This is a genomic window from Pseudomonas sp. SK, assembly GCF_012975065.1.
Taxonomy (GTDB): Bacteria; Pseudomonadota; Gammaproteobacteria; order Pseudomonadales; family Pseudomonadaceae; genus Aquipseudomonas; species Aquipseudomonas anuradhapurensis.
In genome coordinates this window covers 201,480-217,452 of the sequence record NZ_CP051857.1, presented here as the reverse complement: position 1 = coordinate 217,452, position 15,973 = coordinate 201,480, and the positions used below count along the sequence as shown (strand labels likewise).

The window sequence follows — 15,973 nt, the reverse complement described above, 5'->3', positions numbered from 1 at the left end:
TAGGTATCATGCGTGCGCGTTGCACTCGTAGCTCAGCTGGATAGAGTACTGCCCTCCGAAGGCAGGGGTCGTGGGTTCGAATCCCGCCGAGTGCGCCATCTTCCTTCCCTTGTGTCAGAAGGGTTAGCGGTTCTGACACAAACCCGTCCTGATCCAATTCGCCGTAAAGGCTATCCAGCCCTACGCAAAACCTCCGAAATCAAAGCCGACGCCCACGCCTGGGCACCTACGCTCGCAAGCGACATCCACCGATGCTGGGTTAAGGCGTTTCAGAACAATCGCAACGGCATGTTGACCACCAAGCGCACTTCGTCGTAGCTGCCATCGATTTGCCCGCCATGGGCGCGATGGTTGTAGACGATGGTGCGCACGTTGGTGTCGCGCCAGGGGCCGCCCTGTAGCACATAGCCGAGCACCAGGCCGTTCTCCTCATGCCGCGCGCCGCGTAGGCCGCGCACGTTGTACCCGGCGTGGCGGCCATTGCGATCGCCCTGGTAGTGACTGCCATCGATGGCCCAGCCCTTGGCGTGCCACACCCCCAGGCTCAGGCCCGGCACGCCGTAGGCGCTGGCGTCGAAGTCATAGCGCAACTGCCAGGAGCGTTCGTTCGGGCCGTTGTAGTCCGAATACAGCGAGTTGGCCATGTAGTTGCCGGTCGACTCCCACACATAGTCGAAGTACTCGTTGCCCTCGATCTGCTGCCAGGCCAGCGTCAGCCCGTGGGCCTGGTGCGTCAGCGTGGTGGCCAGGCTCCAGGCCTGGTTGTCGATGTAGCCCAGTTGTTGCTGGCCGCTGTCGCGGGTGCGGTAGTAATGAAAGGCCGGGCGCACAGCCAGCTCGGCCCGATCACCCAGCGTGCCACCCAGCCCCAGGTACAGCTGCTGCCAGGTATCTGCCAGCTGCGAGCCGTACAAACTGGCGGACAGCGCACCGCTGTAGCGGGCACCCGCATAGCTGATCGAATCGGCCTTGACCGCCCGATCGCCGAAGGTGGTGGTCAGCCGTTCGCTGCCGGTGCCGGTGCGCGGGATCGCCCGGTCGAAGCGCCCGGCATCCAACTGCAGGCCCGCGATGCTCTGATCGCTCAACGCCACGCCCTGGAAGCTCGACGGCAACGCCCGGTTGTCCTTGTAGCGCAAAATCGGGTTGTCCAGGCGTTGCCGGCCGACCCGCAAAGTACTGCCGGCCAGGCGCAGGCGCAGCGCACCGACCGCCAGGCGGCTCCAGGTTGGGATAGCGTCGCCATCGCTGTCCACCAGCACCCGGTCGCCACCATTGGCCACCCGGCCGTGGCCGCGTTGCAGGTTGACCGCGCTGTACAACGAGGCATCCAAGCCGATGCCGAGCGCGCCCTGGGTGTAGCCCGATGCATAGTCGAGCATCGCCGCCTGCACCCAGGTCTCGCGCACGCGCGTGGGGGTCAGGCGGCCGTCCTTGCGGATCGCCAGGTAGGTGTCGCCCTGGGTGTGCTGGTTTGAATAGTAGTGCCGCAGGTTGAGGTCCAGACGGCTACCGTCGATGAAACCGGGCTGGCCCGCAGCCACGCAGGGCGTGATCAGGGCGCAGCACAGAAGCGTGCGTCGTTGCATGTGCAAGTGTGTTCCTGTCCGTGAACAAAGGTCGCGGCCGCGCCTGCCTGGCACGGCGTGGAAGTCACTCGGGCCAGTGGCGGATCGGCCCGCGCCAGGTCTCGAAGGCCTTGGCCAGGCGCAGCAGCCAGGTGTCGGCAAAACGCGGGGCGACCATCTGCAGGCCGATGGGCATGCCTTGGTCGCTGAAGCCGCAGTTGATCGACAGCGCCGGTTGCTCGCCCATGTTCCATGGCACGGTGAACACAATGTGTTCGAATGGCCGTTGCGGGTCGTTGCCGGGCGAGGCCAGTTCGGCGGGATAGGCCTGTACCTGGTTGGTTGGTGACAGCAGCAGGTCGCATTGCTCGAACAACCGTGCGGCGCGCCGGCGCATCTCGAAGGTCTGGTTGAAGCCTTCCACCGCTTCTACCGCCGTCATGTGGCGGGCCGGCTCGGCCCACTGGCGGATGTACGGAAGCACCTGGGCCAGGCGCTCGGGCGCCAGCTGGCTGAGTTCGCTCCACTGGCGCGCACGCCAGAAGCGGTCGAGGCCGTCAAGCAGGCGACGCTCCATCAAGGGCGCCACTTCCACCAGCCTGGCACCCTGCGCCTCGAACAACCCGGCGGCGGCGCGCACCGCGGCGCAGGTCTGCGCGTCGGGCTGCAGGCCGCAACCGGGCTCAAGTAGCAGCCCCACCCGCAATCCACGCACACTCACCGGGGCCAGGCCCCAGTCAAGCTCGGCTGGCGGCAGGCTGGTGGCGTCGCGTACATCCGGACGCGCCAGCACCGCCATCATCGCCGCGCAGTCGTCCACCGTGCGGGTCATCGGCCCGGCGCAGCGGCCGGTGTAGTACGGGTCGATAGAAATGCGCCCGAGGCTCGGCTTGAAGCCCACCAGCGCGCACCAACCGGCCGGCAAGCGCACCGAACCACCGATGTCGGTGCCTACGTGAAGGGGGCCGTAGCCTGCCGCCGCAGCCGCAGCCGCCCCGGCGCTGGAACCGCCGGGGTTGAGCGCCGTGTCCCACGGGTTACGGGTGATACCGTGCAGGCTCGACAAGCCCGAGGACAGCATGCCGAAGTCTGGCACGCTGGTCTTGCCCAGCAATACCGCGCCCGCCTCGCGCAAGCGTGCCGCCGGTGGCGCGTCGGCTACAGCCAAGCGCGGCTCCAGGCCTGCGCAGCCCTGGTCGAGCATCTGGCCACGGGTAGCGATCAGCGACTTCAAGGTCACCGGCACGCCATCCAGCGGCCCGAGCGGCGCGCCTTTGGCCCAACGTTGAGTGGACGCGGCGGCCTGCTCCAGCACTCGCTCCGGGGCGAACTGGCACAGCGCGTTCAGGGCTGGCTCGCGGCGCTGCACATGGTCGATCAGATACTGGTGATACTCCAATGGTGACAGCTCGCGGCGAGCATAAAGCGCCGTCAGTTCGCCCGCCGACAGCCACTGTAAAGGCCTGCCGCTCATTTGACACCTGCCGGCACACCCGCATTTTCTGCGGCCGGCACACGCTGGCCGAACAGGCGCACGCAACACAGCCCCACTGCACCCATGAGCACGCTGAAGCCCACCGCCACCCACGGGTTCCAAGGCATCAGGGCAATCAGCAACAACGGCGTAACGCTGGCCCACAAGGCGTAGGCGATGTTGTAGGTGACGGAAATTCCCGACACGCGAATCGCCGCCGGGAACAGCTCGACCATGAGCGACGGCACCACCCCGACCACGCCGCAGCACAGGCCGGCCAGCGCGTAGGCCGCGGCGATCAGCGGCAGTTCGAAAATCAGGCTGGCGTACAACGCCGCCACGCCGGCCGGCAGCAGTGCGCTGTGAATCGCCAAGGCGCGCCAGGGGCCGAGGCGGTCGGCCATGCGCCCGGCGAGCACGCAGCCGATATTGAGGAAGACAATGCCCACGCTGCTCAGGGCGAAGGTCTGGTCCGCCGGCAGACCGAAACGCTTCTGCATCACCGTCGGGGTTATCACCACCAGCACCACCACCGCCGAGGTCAGCAGGCAGGTCAACAGCAGCGCCGGGGCGATGGCTGCCCGGTGTTCGCGCAGCACGGTGCGCAGCGGCAGCTCTGGGTCGGCTGCACGGCGCGCCTGCAGGGCGATGAACACCGGCGTTTCGCTGAGCCAGCGGCGCAACCAGACACCGACCAGGCCGAACACGCCGCCGAGAATGAATGGTAGCCGCCAGCCGTGATCGAGCATCTCTTGTGGGGTGTAGACCCGCGCCAGCACCGCCGCGGTAACCGCGCCCAGCAGGTAGCCGAAGGTCAGCCCGGCCTGCAGCATGCCCAGGGCGAAGCCGCGGTGCCCGGCCGGCGCGTGCTCGGCGACGAACGCCCAGGCGCTGGGCACTTCGCCGCCCACTGCGGCGCCCTGCAGGATGCGCAGGGCCAGCAGCAACAATGGCGCCCAGTATCCGATCTGCGCGTAGGTCGGCATCAGGCCGATCACCAGGCACGGCAAGGCCATCATCAGGATGCTCAGGCTGAACACGCGCTTGCGCCCCAGGCGGTCGGCGAAGTGCGCCAGCAGAATGCCGCCCAGCGGTCGCGCCAGGTAACCGGTGACAAAAATGCCGAAGCTCTGCAGCAGGCGCAGCCATTCGGGCATCTGCGGCGGGAAGAACAGCTCGCTGAGGATCAGCGCAAAGAACACGAAGATGATGAAGTCGTAGATTTCCAACGCACCGCCCAGCGCGGCAAGGCCCAAGGTCTTGTAGTCGGCGCGGCCGAAGCGCGTGGGAACGGGTCGAGGGTGGGCCGTCATTGGCATGGCTGTCCTTTAGTCGGGTAACGGAGACGCCGGCAGCACCGGTCGGGCGAATGGTCACCGTGGCAGGCAGGCGGGACAATCAAAAAGCGCATCTGGGTCGCTTTTTCGCCTGAATCTGTACATTGAGTTTTGATCGCGAAAGCCAATAATCGGGCCACCTTTACTCACAAGATGACCCCATCATGGAAGATGTTCAAAGCCAGATCGCCGCATTTGACCACCCAGACGTCGAAGCTGTGGCCATTATCCGTGGCCGTGTGCTGCACGCCTTGCAGACCTTCTTGCTCGACCGTGACTTCCGCCAGCTGCTGCCCATCCTGATGTCGCCGATCACCGACCCACTGAACCACGCGGTGTACCCGGCCGAGATCCAGTACCAGCAGCGCCGCCTGAAACTCACCGCCAGCATGATCTTCCACAAGCAGCTGGCCCTGACCGCCCGCGGCCACGAGCGCATCTTCATCGTCGCGCCGAACATCCGCCTGGAAAAGCCGGAGATCAAGGACTCCCAGCGCCACCTGCTGGAGTTTTCCCAGTTCGACTTCGAAATCCGCGGCGGCACCATGCAGCAAGCCATGCAGCTGATCGAGCAGATGGTCAAGCACACCCTGGACGAGGTGCGTGAGCACTGCGCTGCGCAGCTGGCCCAGCTGGGCCGTGAGCTACCGCGCTACGAAACCGCCTTCCCGGTGTACAGCACCAACGAACTGCAGGCCGAACTGGGCGACGACTTCGAGCGCCTGATGTCGGAAAAGGCCCATACGCCGTTCTTCATCACCAACCACCGCCGCGAGTTCTACGACCGCGAGACGCCTGGCCAGCGCGGCCACTACAACAACTATGACCTGATCTGGCCCGAGGGTTATGGCGAGGCCCTGTCGGGCGCCGAACGCGAGTACGAGCATGGCCAGATCCTCTATCGCATGAACGAGCTGGACATGGACCTGACCCCGTTCGGCAACTTCCTCGAAGTCGCCCGCCAGGGCCTGCTGCACCCCAGCGCCGGCGGCGGGCTGGGCATCGAGCGACTGCTGCGCTTCATCTGCGGCAAGCGCCATATCCGCGATGTCGCCCTGTTCGACCGCAGCGTCGGTAGCGACTTCCTGTTCTGAGCCCCACCGCCCTCGCTCGGCCTGCCCTGACGGCAGGCCCTTTCCGGAGATATCCGCATGAACCCCTTGCGCATTCACTGGTGCTCGCCGCTCGACAGCGGCCAGCAGAAAGCCACCGACAAGTACGACACCGGACGCCTGGACTTCGCCGGTATCATCGATTTCGCCCAGGAAGCCGACGAACTGGGCATCGACTCGCTGCTGATGGGTATCAGCTACCACATGCCCGACCCGCTGCCGATGATCGGCGCGCTGGTGCGCGAAACCCGCAACGTAAAGTTCATCCTCGCCTACCGCCCCGGACTGCTGCACCCGACCCTGTTCACCCAGGTGGTCAACACCCTGTCGTGGATGTCCGACAAGCGCATCGCGCTGAACCTGGTGGCCGGCATCTCGCCGGACGAGCAGGCGTACTACGGTGACTACGTCGCCCACGATGGCCGCTACGCGCGCACCTGCGAGTTCATCGATATCCTCAAGCGCTTCTGGGCCGGGGAAACCCCGCTCACTCACCACGGCGACTTCTACCAGTTGGACAAGGCCCAGCTCGGCCTCCCGTTCAAGGACCACGAGCGGCCACGCCTGTATCTGAGCGGCGCCTCGGGCATCGCCCAGCAGGTGGCGGTATCGCACAGTGACTGCTGGCTGCGCTACGGCGACACCCCCGAAGGCATCGCCGAGGCCGCGCGCGAGGTACTTGCAGCCGGCCGCTCGGTAGGCATACGCATGCACGTGCTGGCGCGGGAAACTCGCGAAGAGGCCCTGGCCGAAGTCGAGGCGATGATGGAAAACCCCGACCAGCAGCACCGCGAATGGGTACGCCAGTTTGTCGCCCGCTGCGACTCCGAGGCGGTCAAAACCTCGTTCCGTCTGGCCGAGGGCGCCCGCCACGACTGGTTGTCGCCGATGCTCTGGTCGGGCGCCGTGGCCTACCGAGGCGGCCCGGCGCTGTGCGTGGTGGGCAGCTACGAGGAAGTGGCCGCCTACCTGCTGGAGTACAAGAAGGTCGGGGTGAGCGAGTTCATCTTCTCCGGCTGGCCAACCCGCGACGAGATGCGCCGCTTCTGCCAGCATGTGCTGCCGCGCCTGCGCGAACTGGAAGCCGACCTGGACCGCCAGCATGGTTGAGCATGCGCCGCTGCGCCGCTTCGGTGCCGGGCTGCTGCTGGGCCTGATGGCTGAACAGACGGTGCTGTTCGCCGTGCCGTTGATGGTCTACCAGGCCACCGGTAGCCTGCGCTATTCGGGGCTGGTGTTCGCCCTGGAGTGGCTGCCGGCGCTGCTCGCCTACCCGTTTGCCGGGGTGCTGGCCGACCGTGTTGGCGGGCGCACCCTGTTGCAGTGGGCCAACGTGCTGCGCGCCGCCAGCCTGGCGCTGACCGTGCTGTGCTGCAGCCTGGCACCGGCCCTGACGGTCTGGGCGCTGGCGGCCAACGGCGTGCTGCTGTCGCTGCTGATGGCGCCGGTGCGCATGGCCGTCGAGCGCACCGTGCCGCAGGTGGCGCCGGCCGAGCGCCTGGCGCACACCCAGTCGCTGGTGCAGAACATGGAGCTGCTGGCGCAGGTGCTGGGCCCCGCCTGCGCCGCCGCGCTGGTGCTGTACAGCGGCAAGCTGGCGCTACTGGGCCTGGCCGCCGCCGCACTGCTGCTGGCAGCACTGTGCTGGCATGGCCTGCCCGACGCCCACGCCAACAGTGCTCGGCAACCGGTGCTAGGCGCCCTGCGCCAAGGCTGGCAGCTGCTGCTGGGCAACCCGCCGATCGTCAGCCTGGCGCTGCTGAACTTCAGCATCAACCTGGCCTTCGCCTGCGTGCTCAGCGCCAATGCGTTCATCGTAAGCGGCGTATTCCAGGCCGCCGACGGTGCCTTCGGCCTGATCAACAGCGCCGCCGGCGCCCTGGGCCTGCTGAACTTCCTGCTGGTGCCGTGGCTGCTGACGCGGCTGTCGATCCACCAGCTGGGCGCGCTGGGTTTCGCCGTGCTGTGCGGCGGCATCCTGGCCATGGGGCTGGCCAACGGCGTGCTCGCCTACGGTGCCAGCTTCGTCCTGGCCATGGCTGGCTGCACCCTGTTCAACGTGTTCAACCGCACCCAGCGAATCAAGGTGATCCCACGCGAGCACCTGGGCAAGGTGATGGGCCCGTTCTACCTGCTCAACCTGGCGTCCTACCCGCTGGGCGGCCTGCTCAGCGCCAGCATCGGCCAGCGCTACGGCATTCAGGGCCTGATCCTCGCGCTGAGCCTGCTGCTGTGCGTGCCGGGCGCACTGCTGTTTCACCTGACCACGCGGCGCCTGAATGCCGCACTAGGCACTGAAAACCCCGCCATGGAGGCATCCCGATGAACAGCCAACCCCTGTGCCTGCTGGCCACGGTCGAATCCGACTCGCACATGTGGAACCTGGTGTACTTGCAAATGTGGCTGAGCGAACGCGGCCTGGAGGTGAAGAACCTGGGCAGCTGCACACCGGTGCAGGCCGTGCTCGACGCCGTCGAGCAGCACCGCCACGCGCGTTTGCTGGTGATCAGCAGCGTCAACGGCCACGGTTACTCCCAAGGCCTGGCACTGATCCGCGCGCTGCGCCAGCAGTACCCGCACCTGCATGTGGTGATCGGCGGCAAGCTGACCACCTCCGAGGAACAAACCCGCGCGGTACGCGAAGAACTGCTGGGCGCGGGATACAACGCGGTGTTCACCGAGGCCGACGCCCTCGACGCCTTCCAACACCACCTCGAACGCCTGGCCCAGGCCCGTTATTCGCTGGTGCTCGGCACCGGCGACGTGGCGCACTGGACCTGAGCCCCGTCTGTTGCCCGAACAAGGAACGAACCCATGCATATCGTGATCGTCAACCGCTGGCCGCGCTTCCACGACGGCCAGCGCTGGGACAACGAACTGACCCGCTACGAAGCCTTCTTCGACCACCAGGCCCATCGCATCAGTTATGTGGTCGACGGCCCCGGCGCGCTCGGCGTACTGGCGCCGCGCGAGCAGATCGCCCATCTGGTGCAGGTCGAGGACGTGAACCAGTACTCGCAGTTGCTGGCCGCGGTGACCGAGGTGAGTGAACGGGTCGGCCCGGTGGACCTGCTGATTGCCTTGTCCGAATTCACCCTCGAGATCGCCGCCCAGGTGCGCCAGGCGCTGAACATCCCAGGCCATGGGCCGGACGAAGTGGCCGTTTACCGCGACAAGGCGCGGATGAAACAGGTGCTGCAGGAGCAGGGCCTGGCCGTACCGGCCTTCACCCGCTGCCAGAGCCTGGCCCACACCCTGGCCTTCGCCGCGGAAACCGGCTACCCGCTGATCGTCAAGCCGGTGGACGGCGCCGCCAGCATCGGCGTGGTGCGGGTCGACGACGAACGCCAGCTGCTGGCCGCGCTCGACGGCGTCGACCTGGCGCGCCACGAAGTGGAGGCCTTCGTCGAGGGCCAGGTGTACCACGTCGACGGCTACACCGACGGCACCGGCCAGGTGCCGTTCCAGGCCGTGTCGCGCTACCTCAATAGTTGCCTGGACTTCGCCCGGCGCCAGCCGTTGGGCTCGGTGTTGCTGCAGGCCTCGCCGTTGCGGACACGCATCGCCAACTTCAGCCGCCAGTGCCTGCAGGCGCTGGGGCTGCGCGATACCGCCTTCCACCTGGAACTGTTCGTGTGCGAGGACGGCAGCCTGGTGTTTCTGGAGGTGGGCGCGCGGGTCGGCGGCAGCGAGGTGCCGCACCTGATCAACCGGGTATTCGGCGTCAACCTCTACGAGCACTGGCTGAAGAACTTGCTCGGCGAGCCCGCCGCCCTGCCCGACCAGGACGGTGATCCCAGCGGCGGCTGGCTGATCATCCCCAAGCCGCAGCAACTGCCGTGCAGGGTGCTTGAGGCGCCGTCGCAGCGCACCCAGGTCGCCTCGCTGTGGCGCGAACTGCTGCCCCAGCCCGGCGAGGTGCTGGAGGCCGGCGGCGGCTATGACGCATTGCAGGGTGGGCGTTTCATCTTCACCGGCAGCGACCAGGCTGGCATCGAGCGAGACATCCGCCACGTCATTGAACACTACCGCCTGGAGGCGCAACCGGCATGAACCACGCCGCCCGTACCGAACACGACGACGCCGTGCTGCTGGCCCGGCTCACCCCTTACCTGAGTGACAACGACCAGCACGCCGTGCGCGTGTTCGGCGAACGCCTGATTGAAGCCGCCGGCGGGCTGGCGGGCCTGGCCGACTACCGCCTGATGGTCGCCTACGGCGGCGGCAAGGACAGCTCCTACACCGTGTCACTGCTGCGCGCGACCCAACTGCACCTGGCCATCAGCCATGGCTGCACCTTCCACCTGCGCATTGCCAACATGCGCCATGCCGGGGTGGCCGATGCGGTAATGGCCAACATCGACCGGGCCTACCACGCCCTGGCGTTGTACGGCGACCCGCGGGTCGAGATGCTGGTGGTCGACCACCGGCAGATCCGCCCGTTCGAACGCCACCTGCCCTTCCCCAGCGAGGTGAAGGCGATGAACCGCTTCGACGTGCTGATGAACGGCCACCGTACCGCCGGTGACGGCCGCCCAACCTTCTGCAACAGCTGCAACCTTGCAGTTGCCGACTTCTTCGGCCGCGCCGCCTGGTGGCAGGGTGGCGTCGACGCAGTGGTCACCGGCGACTCGCGCAAGGAACAGAAGCACTACTTCACCTGGATCATGCGCCTGGCCGAACGCCTGGGGCTGGACGTCGAGGATTGCCGCCGCCAGGGCTTCCGCGGGCTGCTGCAGGCGCTGGACGGTATTGCCCAGGCCTACTTCATCGAACTGCTCGGCGACGGCTTCGACGCTGCCCTCGACGAGCGTCGGGTCAGCACCGGTAACGCCAGCGGCGAGCCTGCCTTCATCAGCATCTACGACCTGGTGAGCTACCGCGTCGACGACCACTGGGAGCTGATTACCGAATTTCTCGGCTTCCGCTTCGAGGAGCTGGCGTTCAGCTTCACCGAGTCGGACTGCGCCAACCCGATGCTGATGGCGCACCTGCGCGGGCTCAAGGCCGAACAGGTGCAGGGGCGCAGTTATGACCAAGGACTGGCCGAATACCTGGAGCTGGCCCAGGCGCTGATGCGCAAGAAAGAAATGCCAGACCGCCTCATCGAGCTGGCCCTGGCGCCCTACGCCGACGCCGCCGGCAAGGCCAACCGGCGCGCGCTGGCCGACAGCTTCGCCCGCTCGGCCTTCGACCTCGACGAAGAGCAGCTGATCTGCATGCAGTTCTCGCCCTTCGTCAGCCAGGGCCGCGACCTGGCGCTGTACCTGAGCCTGCGTCACCCGCAACTGGTCGGGCGCCTGCAAGACCTGCACGCGCTGCTCGGCGGCCAAGCCGAGGACGAAGTGCTCGGCCACTGGCTCGGCGAGGTCAGCGGCCTGCCGCTGGCGGCATTGCGCAGCCTTTACCGGCACGCGCCCATCGACTTCGACAGCGACGCCTCACTCATTGCCCGAGTGCGCGCTGGCGACCCGCACAAGGGCCGTATCGTGCGCCACGACCCGGCCACCGGCGTACAGGTAGTCGAACTGGTGTCGGGGCGCTGACCATGGCCAGCACCGATACCAGCCACTTCCAGCGGTTCATCGAACGTGCCCGCGAGCGCGGGCAGCTCGTGGTGCAACCGCGCATGGGCTTCGCCGACATCCCGAGCATGCGTGCGGGCCTGGAGGCGGTGGCCCGCCAGCCGGGCGCGCTGGGTACCATCACGCTCGACAGTTACACCCGTGTCGGCGATTACCAGAGCGCCCTGCGCTGCCTCAATGACGGCAGCCCGCTCAACGGCTTCCCCATCGTCAGCCATCCGCTGGAAGCCCTGCGCGGCATGCTCGACGGCCTCTACGGCGCGGACTTCCCGATCCAGGTACGCCATGGCACGGCCCAGCCACAGAACATCTTCAAGCGCATGGCCGCAGTCGGCCTGGACGCCACCGAAGGCGGCCCAGTGTCCTACTGCATGCCCTACAGCCGCTTGCCGCTGCTGCACGCGGTGGATGCCTGGGGGCAAAGCTGCCGGGCGCTGGCCGAGGGCACTGCACATGGCCACATCGAGAGCTTCGGCGGCTGCCTGCTGGGTCAGTTATGTCCACCCTCGATGCTGCTGGCGGTGGGCCTGCTCGAAGCCATGTTCTTCCGCCAGTACGGCATCCGCAGCGTATCGCTGAGCTACGCCCAGGGCACCAGCATGGTCCAGGACCAGGGCGCGCTGCGCGCCTTGCGCGAGCTGGCGGCGCACTACCTGAGCGATATCCACTGGCACGTGGTGGTGTACACCTACATGGGCGTGTTCCCCTGCACCGAGCATGGCGCCCGCCGGTTGATCGTCGACAGCGCCCGCCTGGCCCAGGCCACCGGTTGCGAACGGCTGATCGTCAAGACCGTGGCCGAGGCCCGGCAGATCCCTTCGGTGCGCGACAATCTCCAGGCGCTGGACATGGCCAGCAGCAGCGCGGCGCAGGCGCCGGCGGCGCTCGACCCAGCCAGCCAGGGCTATTACGAAGAGATCCTGCTGGAAACCCGGCAACTGGTCGACGCCGTGCTCGAGCTGCACGCCGACCTGGGCACTGCGCTGCTGCAAGCCTTCGCCCGGGGCTTGCTGGATATCCCCTACTGCCTGCATTCGGACAACCCCGGCCGCGCCACCACCCTGATCGATGACCACGGTGCGCTGCGCTGGGCCAGCCTCGGCGGCCTGCCGCTGGCGCGTAGCCACGCGGCAGGCAACGCCGAACACGGCGTGCGCGCCGACCAACTGTTCCAGATGCTGCACTACATGGTGAACCGTTATGACCAACCCTTGCATTGAACCCGGCCAGCGCCCGCTGGTGCTGGTAGACGCCTATTCCACCGGCGCCTTTCTCGCTCGCGCGCTGGCCGAGCACCGCCCGCTGCTGCATGTAAGCTCACGACGCGACATGCCGGCGGCCTTCGCCGCCAGCTGCCCGCAGGCCCTGTTCACCCAGCACTACCAAGTGCACGAGGTCGGCTTCGAGCCGCTGTGCCAGGTACTGGCAGCCCAGCACCCCGAGGCCGTGCTGACTGGCAGCGAGTTCGGCGTTGAGCTGGCCGACCGCCTGGCCGCCGCCCTTGGCCTGCCGGGCAACGATCCGGCGCTGTCGGTAGCGCGCCGCGACAAGGCGCTGATGGCCGAGCAAGTCGCCGCTGCTGGCTTGCCGGTGGCAGCACAGTTGCGCACCGGCAGCGCCGAACAGGCCTGCGCCTGGTTCCAGGCCCAGGGCGCACGGCCGGTGGTGGTCAAGCCGCTGGACAGCGCCGGCTCCGACCAGGTGTTCATCTGCCGCGACGCCAGCCAGGTCCGCGATGCCGCCAATGCCATCCTCGGTGGCACCAACCTAATGATGCGCGACAACCATGAAGTGTTGGTGCAGGAGTACCTCGAAGGCGACGAATACGTGATCAATACCGTCAGCCACCAGGGCCAGCACTGGCTCAGCGATGCCTGGCGCTGCACCAAGACCCTGAGCGAGGATGGCCGCAAGATCTACGACAGCGAATACCTGCTGGCTCCCGACGACCCGTGCCTGGAGACCTTGGTCGGCTATGTCGAGGGAGTGCTCGACGCCCTGGCCATCGCCGAGGGCCCGGCGCACACCGAGGTCATCCTCACCGCCGCCGGGCCACGCCTGCTGGAAACCGGCGCACGCCTGTCCGGCCTGGCCAACCCGCCCGCCCTGCAGGCTGCCACCGGCGCCGACCAGGTCAGCCTGACCGTCGAGGCCTGCCTGACCCCAGCCCGCTTGCTGCAGCGCCCACGGCGCTATCGCCAGTTGCAGGCGGCCTGCACCCTCAACCTGATCGCCCGTGGCCAGGGTCGCTTCGACCTGGGCCGGGTAACCTCGCACCTCGACCAGCTGGCTTCGTACCACAGCGCCCGCTGGCGTTTCAGCGACGGCCGCGCCCTGGCGCCGACCGTCGACCTCAACAGTTCGCCGGGGGCCGTGTTCATGGTCCATCCGCAACCTGACCGCATCCGCCAGGACCAACTTGCCTGGCGGACGTGGGAGCAAGACTGGCTGTAACCGGGAGCCCCACCTACCGGGGCCGTTTCACCACTAAGGAGACACTGATGAGCACGCAAATCCGTAACGGACGCATGACTGTCCCGCAACTGGTGGCCATGAAGGGCCGCCAGAAGATCGTCTCATTGACGGCATACTCCAGCGCGATTGCCCAGGTAATCGACCCTCTGGTCGACTTCATCCTGGTCGGTGACTCCACCGCGATGGTCGGCTACGGCCGCAGTTCCACCCTGGGCATGCGCCTGGACGAGACCATCGCCCATACCCGCGCGGTAGTCGACAGCACACGCCTGGCCTGCGTGATCGCCGACATGCCGTTCGGCAGCTACCAGGAAAGCCCCGAGCAGGCATTTCGCAACTGTGCCGAGGTGCTGGCCCGCACCGGCTGCGCCGCAGTGAAACTGGAAGTCAACCAGGTACTGGCCAGCACCGTGGCATTTCTGGTTGAGCGCGGCGTACCGGTGATGGCGCACATTGGCCTGATGCCGCAGTTCGTCAACGTCATGGGCGGCTACAAGGCCCAGGGCCTGAGCCCGGAAGGCGGCGCGGCACTGTTGGCCGACGCCCGCGCCAACCTGCACGCCGGCGCCTTCGCCCTGCTGCTCGAAGGCGTCGCCGAGCCGGTGGCCAGGGTCATCACCGAGGCCAGCGACAAGCCGACCATCGGTATCGGCGCCTCCCCGGCTTGCGATGGCCAGGTGCTGGTCACCGAGGACCTGCTGGGCCTGGGGGGCGAGCACGTGCCACGGTTCGTCAAGCAGTACGCCGATGTCGCCGGGGTGATTCGCGAGGCCTGCGCACGCTTCGGCGACGAGGTGCGTGACGGTACCTTCCCGACGCTTGACCACTGCTATGGGGTCTGAGCCTCGTCCTGGATCGCCTTGACCAGGCGCTGCAGCGCCTGGGGAATGTCCTTGCTCCAGTCCAGCGTGTAACACAGCCTCAGGTGGCTACGCCACAGGCCCTGCTGACTGAAGATTTCCCCGGGCGCGATGACGATGCGCTGGCTCAACAGGCGCTGGAAGACCCGCCGCATTTCTACCGGCCGGGTCGCCTCCAGCCACAGGCTCGCCCCGCCTTGGGGCTCGCCCCAGCGCAGGTAACCCTGGCCGTGGAGCTCCAGCAGGCCCTGCATGTGCTGCATGCGCTCGCGCAGCATGGCGCGCAGCAACTGCACGTGCTGGTCGACCCGGCGTGAAGCGTACAGCTTGGCGATGGCCTTCTGGCGTATTGGCGAAAGGCGGAAGGCACGCTCCAGAAACAGTTGCTGCAACTGCTCGATGTGGCGCCGGCACAGCAGGTAGCCATAGGGCGCCTCGGAGCCGATGACCTTGTCGAGGGTGGAAAACACCAGCAAACGGTTGGGGTCGGCGAAGTCGCGATAGCGGGCCGGCGATGCCTCGAAGCAGAACTCGCCATAGCCATCGTTCTCGAACAGCCACACCTCCCGCTCGGCCAGCCAGCGACAGATCTGCTGCTTGTCCGTGGCCGGCATCAGCCCGCCCTGGGGCACGTTGGTGGCCGAGGACAGCACCGCCAGGCGCACGGGCTGGGCATGCAGCAACTGGCGGAACTGCTCCAGGTCGAAACGGCCGTCGGCGCGCAACGGCACCTCGACGATGGTCATGCGCGCGGCCAGCAACTGGCGCAGCACCGCCCAGGAACAAGGCGACTCGACCAGCGCTACCTGGCCTTCCAGGCTCAGGGCACGCAGCGACAGCTCGAGGATGCTGCGCAGGTCCGAGCCGATGAACACATGCTCGGCATGCCAGTAGCGCTGTGGCGAGCGCGTGTAGCGGTCGGCCAGCACACCGCGCAGCTCCGGCTCGCCGAACGGCTGGTACAGCGGCGCATGGGAGCGTGGGTACTGGCGCGCCAGTTCACGCTCGATCATCAGCAGCGGTTTTTCCAGCGACAGCAGCATGGCCGGCGCGTCGCTGCTCAGCGCCAGCATGCCGGGTTGGCGGGCGCTGGAGAACACCGTGTCGAGCAGGCTGGGTGAACATTCGCCATGCAGCGGTGCCTTGCTGGCCCGGGTGAAGTAACCGTGCCTGGGCCTCGCGTATACCCGGCCCTCGTCTTCGAGCAGCGAATAGGCGTACTTGGTAGAGGACACCGACACGTTCAGGCGCTGGGCCAGCTGGCGCAACGACGGCAGGCGCTGTTCAACATCCGACGGTGAAGCTTCGATCCAGTCGAGCAGGTACCGGTATACGGCCTGGTAGGTGTAGGGGGACTTGATGTTGTTGTCTGCTTCCATTCTCACGGGGTCACTTCTGAAAAAGCGCAGGCACAGGGTACACGCGAATCCCGCGCGCTGCCCTAAGCCCCGGGCGGTGTGGTGTAAACCCTGTTCGGAACGGGACAGAAGCACTGAACAGGGCCCGGCAACGTGCCAGGGGCTTTTTCGTTTGTGCGACATGTCGCGTTTCTGGCACTCCCG

The 15,973-nt window shown here is 67.1% G+C and carries 13 protein-coding genes and 1 tRNA gene; 10 read left to right on the top strand and 4 right to left on the bottom strand.

Features of this window, described 5'->3' with window-relative positions; translation table 11 throughout:
• Nucleotides 1-21 precede the first annotated feature (21 nt).
• Nucleotides 22-98, top strand: a tRNA-Arg gene (locus tag HG549_RS00965).
• A 171-nt stretch (nt 99-269) separates the two neighbouring features.
• On the opposite strand, the gene HG549_RS00960 is transcribed toward HG549_RS00965, so the two are convergent.
• The 3 genes from HG549_RS00960 to HG549_RS00950 all read right to left on the bottom strand — a co-directional run bounded on the left by HG549_RS00960 (nt 270) and on the right by HG549_RS00950 (nt 4,355).
• Entirely contained in the window at nt 270-1,589 is a 1,320-nt protein-coding gene (locus tag HG549_RS00960) for an OprD family outer membrane porin (protein WP_170027773.1), read from the bottom strand.
• A gap of 64 nt (nt 1,590-1,653) precedes the next feature.
• Complete coding sequence (locus tag HG549_RS00955; RefSeq protein ID WP_170027772.1) at nt 1,654-3,042, bottom strand: amidase; 1,389 nt, start codon at nt 3,040-3,042, stop codon at nt 1,654-1,656.
• Nucleotides 3,039-4,355: an MFS transporter gene (locus tag HG549_RS00950; protein ID WP_170027771.1), complete on the bottom strand. Its 1,317-nt coding sequence runs from the start codon at nt 4,353-4,355 to the stop codon at nt 3,039-3,041. Before HG549_RS00950 ends, HG549_RS00955 begins: the two co-directional genes overlap by 4 nt.
• 188 nt (nt 4,356-4,543) lie before the next feature.
• Here HG549_RS00950 and HG549_RS00945 point away from each other — a divergent pair, with 188 nt between their 5' ends.
• Genes HG549_RS00945 through panB form a run of 9 tightly spaced genes read left to right on the top strand, consistent with a single transcriptional unit; the run spans nt 4,544 to nt 14,393 of the window.
• Complete coding sequence (locus HG549_RS00945) at nt 4,544-5,473, top strand: asparagine synthetase A (protein WP_170027770.1); 930 nt, start codon at nt 4,544-4,546, stop codon at nt 5,471-5,473.
• Nucleotides 5,474-5,530: 57 nt separating this feature from the next.
• Nucleotides 5,531-6,601: an LLM class flavin-dependent oxidoreductase gene (locus HG549_RS00940; protein WP_170027769.1), complete on the top strand. Its 1,071-nt coding sequence runs from the start codon at nt 5,531-5,533 to the stop codon at nt 6,599-6,601.
• Nucleotides 6,594-7,817 (top strand): MFS transporter, encoded by a 1,224-nt coding sequence (locus HG549_RS00935; protein ID WP_170027768.1) that lies wholly within the window; start codon nt 6,594-6,596, stop codon nt 7,815-7,817. Before HG549_RS00940 ends, HG549_RS00935 begins: the two co-directional genes overlap by 8 nt.
• Nucleotides 7,814-8,272 (top strand): cobalamin B12-binding domain-containing protein, encoded by a 459-nt coding sequence (locus HG549_RS00930; protein ID WP_170027767.1) that lies wholly within the window; start codon nt 7,814-7,816, stop codon nt 8,270-8,272. The genes HG549_RS00935 and HG549_RS00930 overlap by 4 nt, the downstream gene beginning before the upstream one ends.
• Nucleotides 8,273-8,305: 33 nt before the next feature.
• Entirely contained in the window at nt 8,306-9,544 is a 1,239-nt protein-coding gene (locus HG549_RS00925; RefSeq protein WP_170027766.1) for an acetyl-CoA carboxylase biotin carboxylase subunit family protein, read from the top strand.
• Nucleotides 9,541-11,037: a hypothetical protein gene (locus HG549_RS00920; RefSeq protein WP_170027765.1), complete on the top strand. Its 1,497-nt coding sequence runs from the start codon at nt 9,541-9,543 to the stop codon at nt 11,035-11,037. Before HG549_RS00925 ends, HG549_RS00920 begins: the two co-directional genes overlap by 4 nt.
• Nucleotides 11,038-11,039: 2 nt before the next feature.
• Complete coding sequence (locus HG549_RS00915) at nt 11,040-12,296, top strand: methylaspartate mutase (protein WP_170027764.1); 1,257 nt, start codon at nt 11,040-11,042, stop codon at nt 12,294-12,296.
• A complete protein-coding gene (locus tag HG549_RS00910; protein ID WP_170027763.1) occupies nt 12,277-13,530 on the top strand; it encodes an ATP-grasp domain-containing protein in 1,254 nt (417 codons plus the stop codon). The genes HG549_RS00915 and HG549_RS00910 overlap by 20 nt, the downstream gene beginning before the upstream one ends.
• A 47-nt stretch (nt 13,531-13,577) precedes the next feature.
• On the top strand, nt 13,578-14,393 hold the full coding sequence (gene panB / locus HG549_RS00905) for a 3-methyl-2-oxobutanoate hydroxymethyltransferase (RefSeq protein WP_170027762.1): 816 nt from the start codon (nt 13,578-13,580) through the stop codon (nt 14,391-14,393).
• Here the strand turns inward: panB and HG549_RS00900 are convergent.
• Nucleotides 14,381-15,790: a PLP-dependent aminotransferase family protein gene (locus HG549_RS00900; protein ID WP_170033994.1), complete on the bottom strand. Its 1,410-nt coding sequence runs from the start codon at nt 15,788-15,790 to the stop codon at nt 14,381-14,383. The genes panB and HG549_RS00900 overlap by 13 nt on opposite strands.
• Between the last annotated feature and the right edge of the window lie 183 nt (nt 15,791-15,973).

Coding starts and splice junctions, on each gene's coding strand:
- HG549_RS00910 (WP_170027763.1), top strand. CDS start 12,277: ATGACCAACCCTTGCATTGAACCCGGCCAGCGCCCGCTGGTGCTGGTA.
- HG549_RS00920 (WP_170027765.1), top strand. CDS start 9,541: ATGAACCACGCCGCCCGTACCGAACACGACGACGCCGTGCTGCTGGCC.
- HG549_RS00915 (WP_170027764.1), top strand. CDS start 11,040: ATGGCCAGCACCGATACCAGCCACTTCCAGCGGTTCATCGAACGTGCC.
- HG549_RS00945 (WP_170027770.1), top strand. CDS start 4,544: ATGGAAGATGTTCAAAGCCAGATCGCCGCATTTGACCACCCAGACGTC.
- HG549_RS00950 (WP_170027771.1), bottom strand. CDS start 4,355: ATGACGGCCCACCCTCGACCCGTTCCCACGCGCTTCGGCCGCGCCGAC.
- HG549_RS00955 (WP_170027772.1), bottom strand. CDS start 3,042: ATGAGCGGCAGGCCTTTACAGTGGCTGTCGGCGGGCGAACTGACGGCG.
- HG549_RS00930 (WP_170027767.1), top strand. CDS start 7,814: ATGAACAGCCAACCCCTGTGCCTGCTGGCCACGGTCGAATCCGACTCG.
- HG549_RS00935 (WP_170027768.1), top strand. CDS start 6,594: ATGGTTGAGCATGCGCCGCTGCGCCGCTTCGGTGCCGGGCTGCTGCTG.
- HG549_RS00925 (WP_170027766.1), top strand. CDS start 8,306: ATGCATATCGTGATCGTCAACCGCTGGCCGCGCTTCCACGACGGCCAG.
- HG549_RS00940 (WP_170027769.1), top strand. CDS start 5,531: ATGAACCCCTTGCGCATTCACTGGTGCTCGCCGCTCGACAGCGGCCAG.
- panB (WP_170027762.1), top strand. CDS start 13,578: ATGAGCACGCAAATCCGTAACGGACGCATGACTGTCCCGCAACTGGTG.
- HG549_RS00960 (WP_170027773.1), bottom strand. CDS start 1,589: ATGCAACGACGCACGCTTCTGTGCTGCGCCCTGATCACGCCCTGCGTG.
- HG549_RS00900 (WP_170033994.1), bottom strand. CDS start 15,790: ATGGAAGCAGACAACAACATCAAGTCCCCCTACACCTACCAGGCCGTA.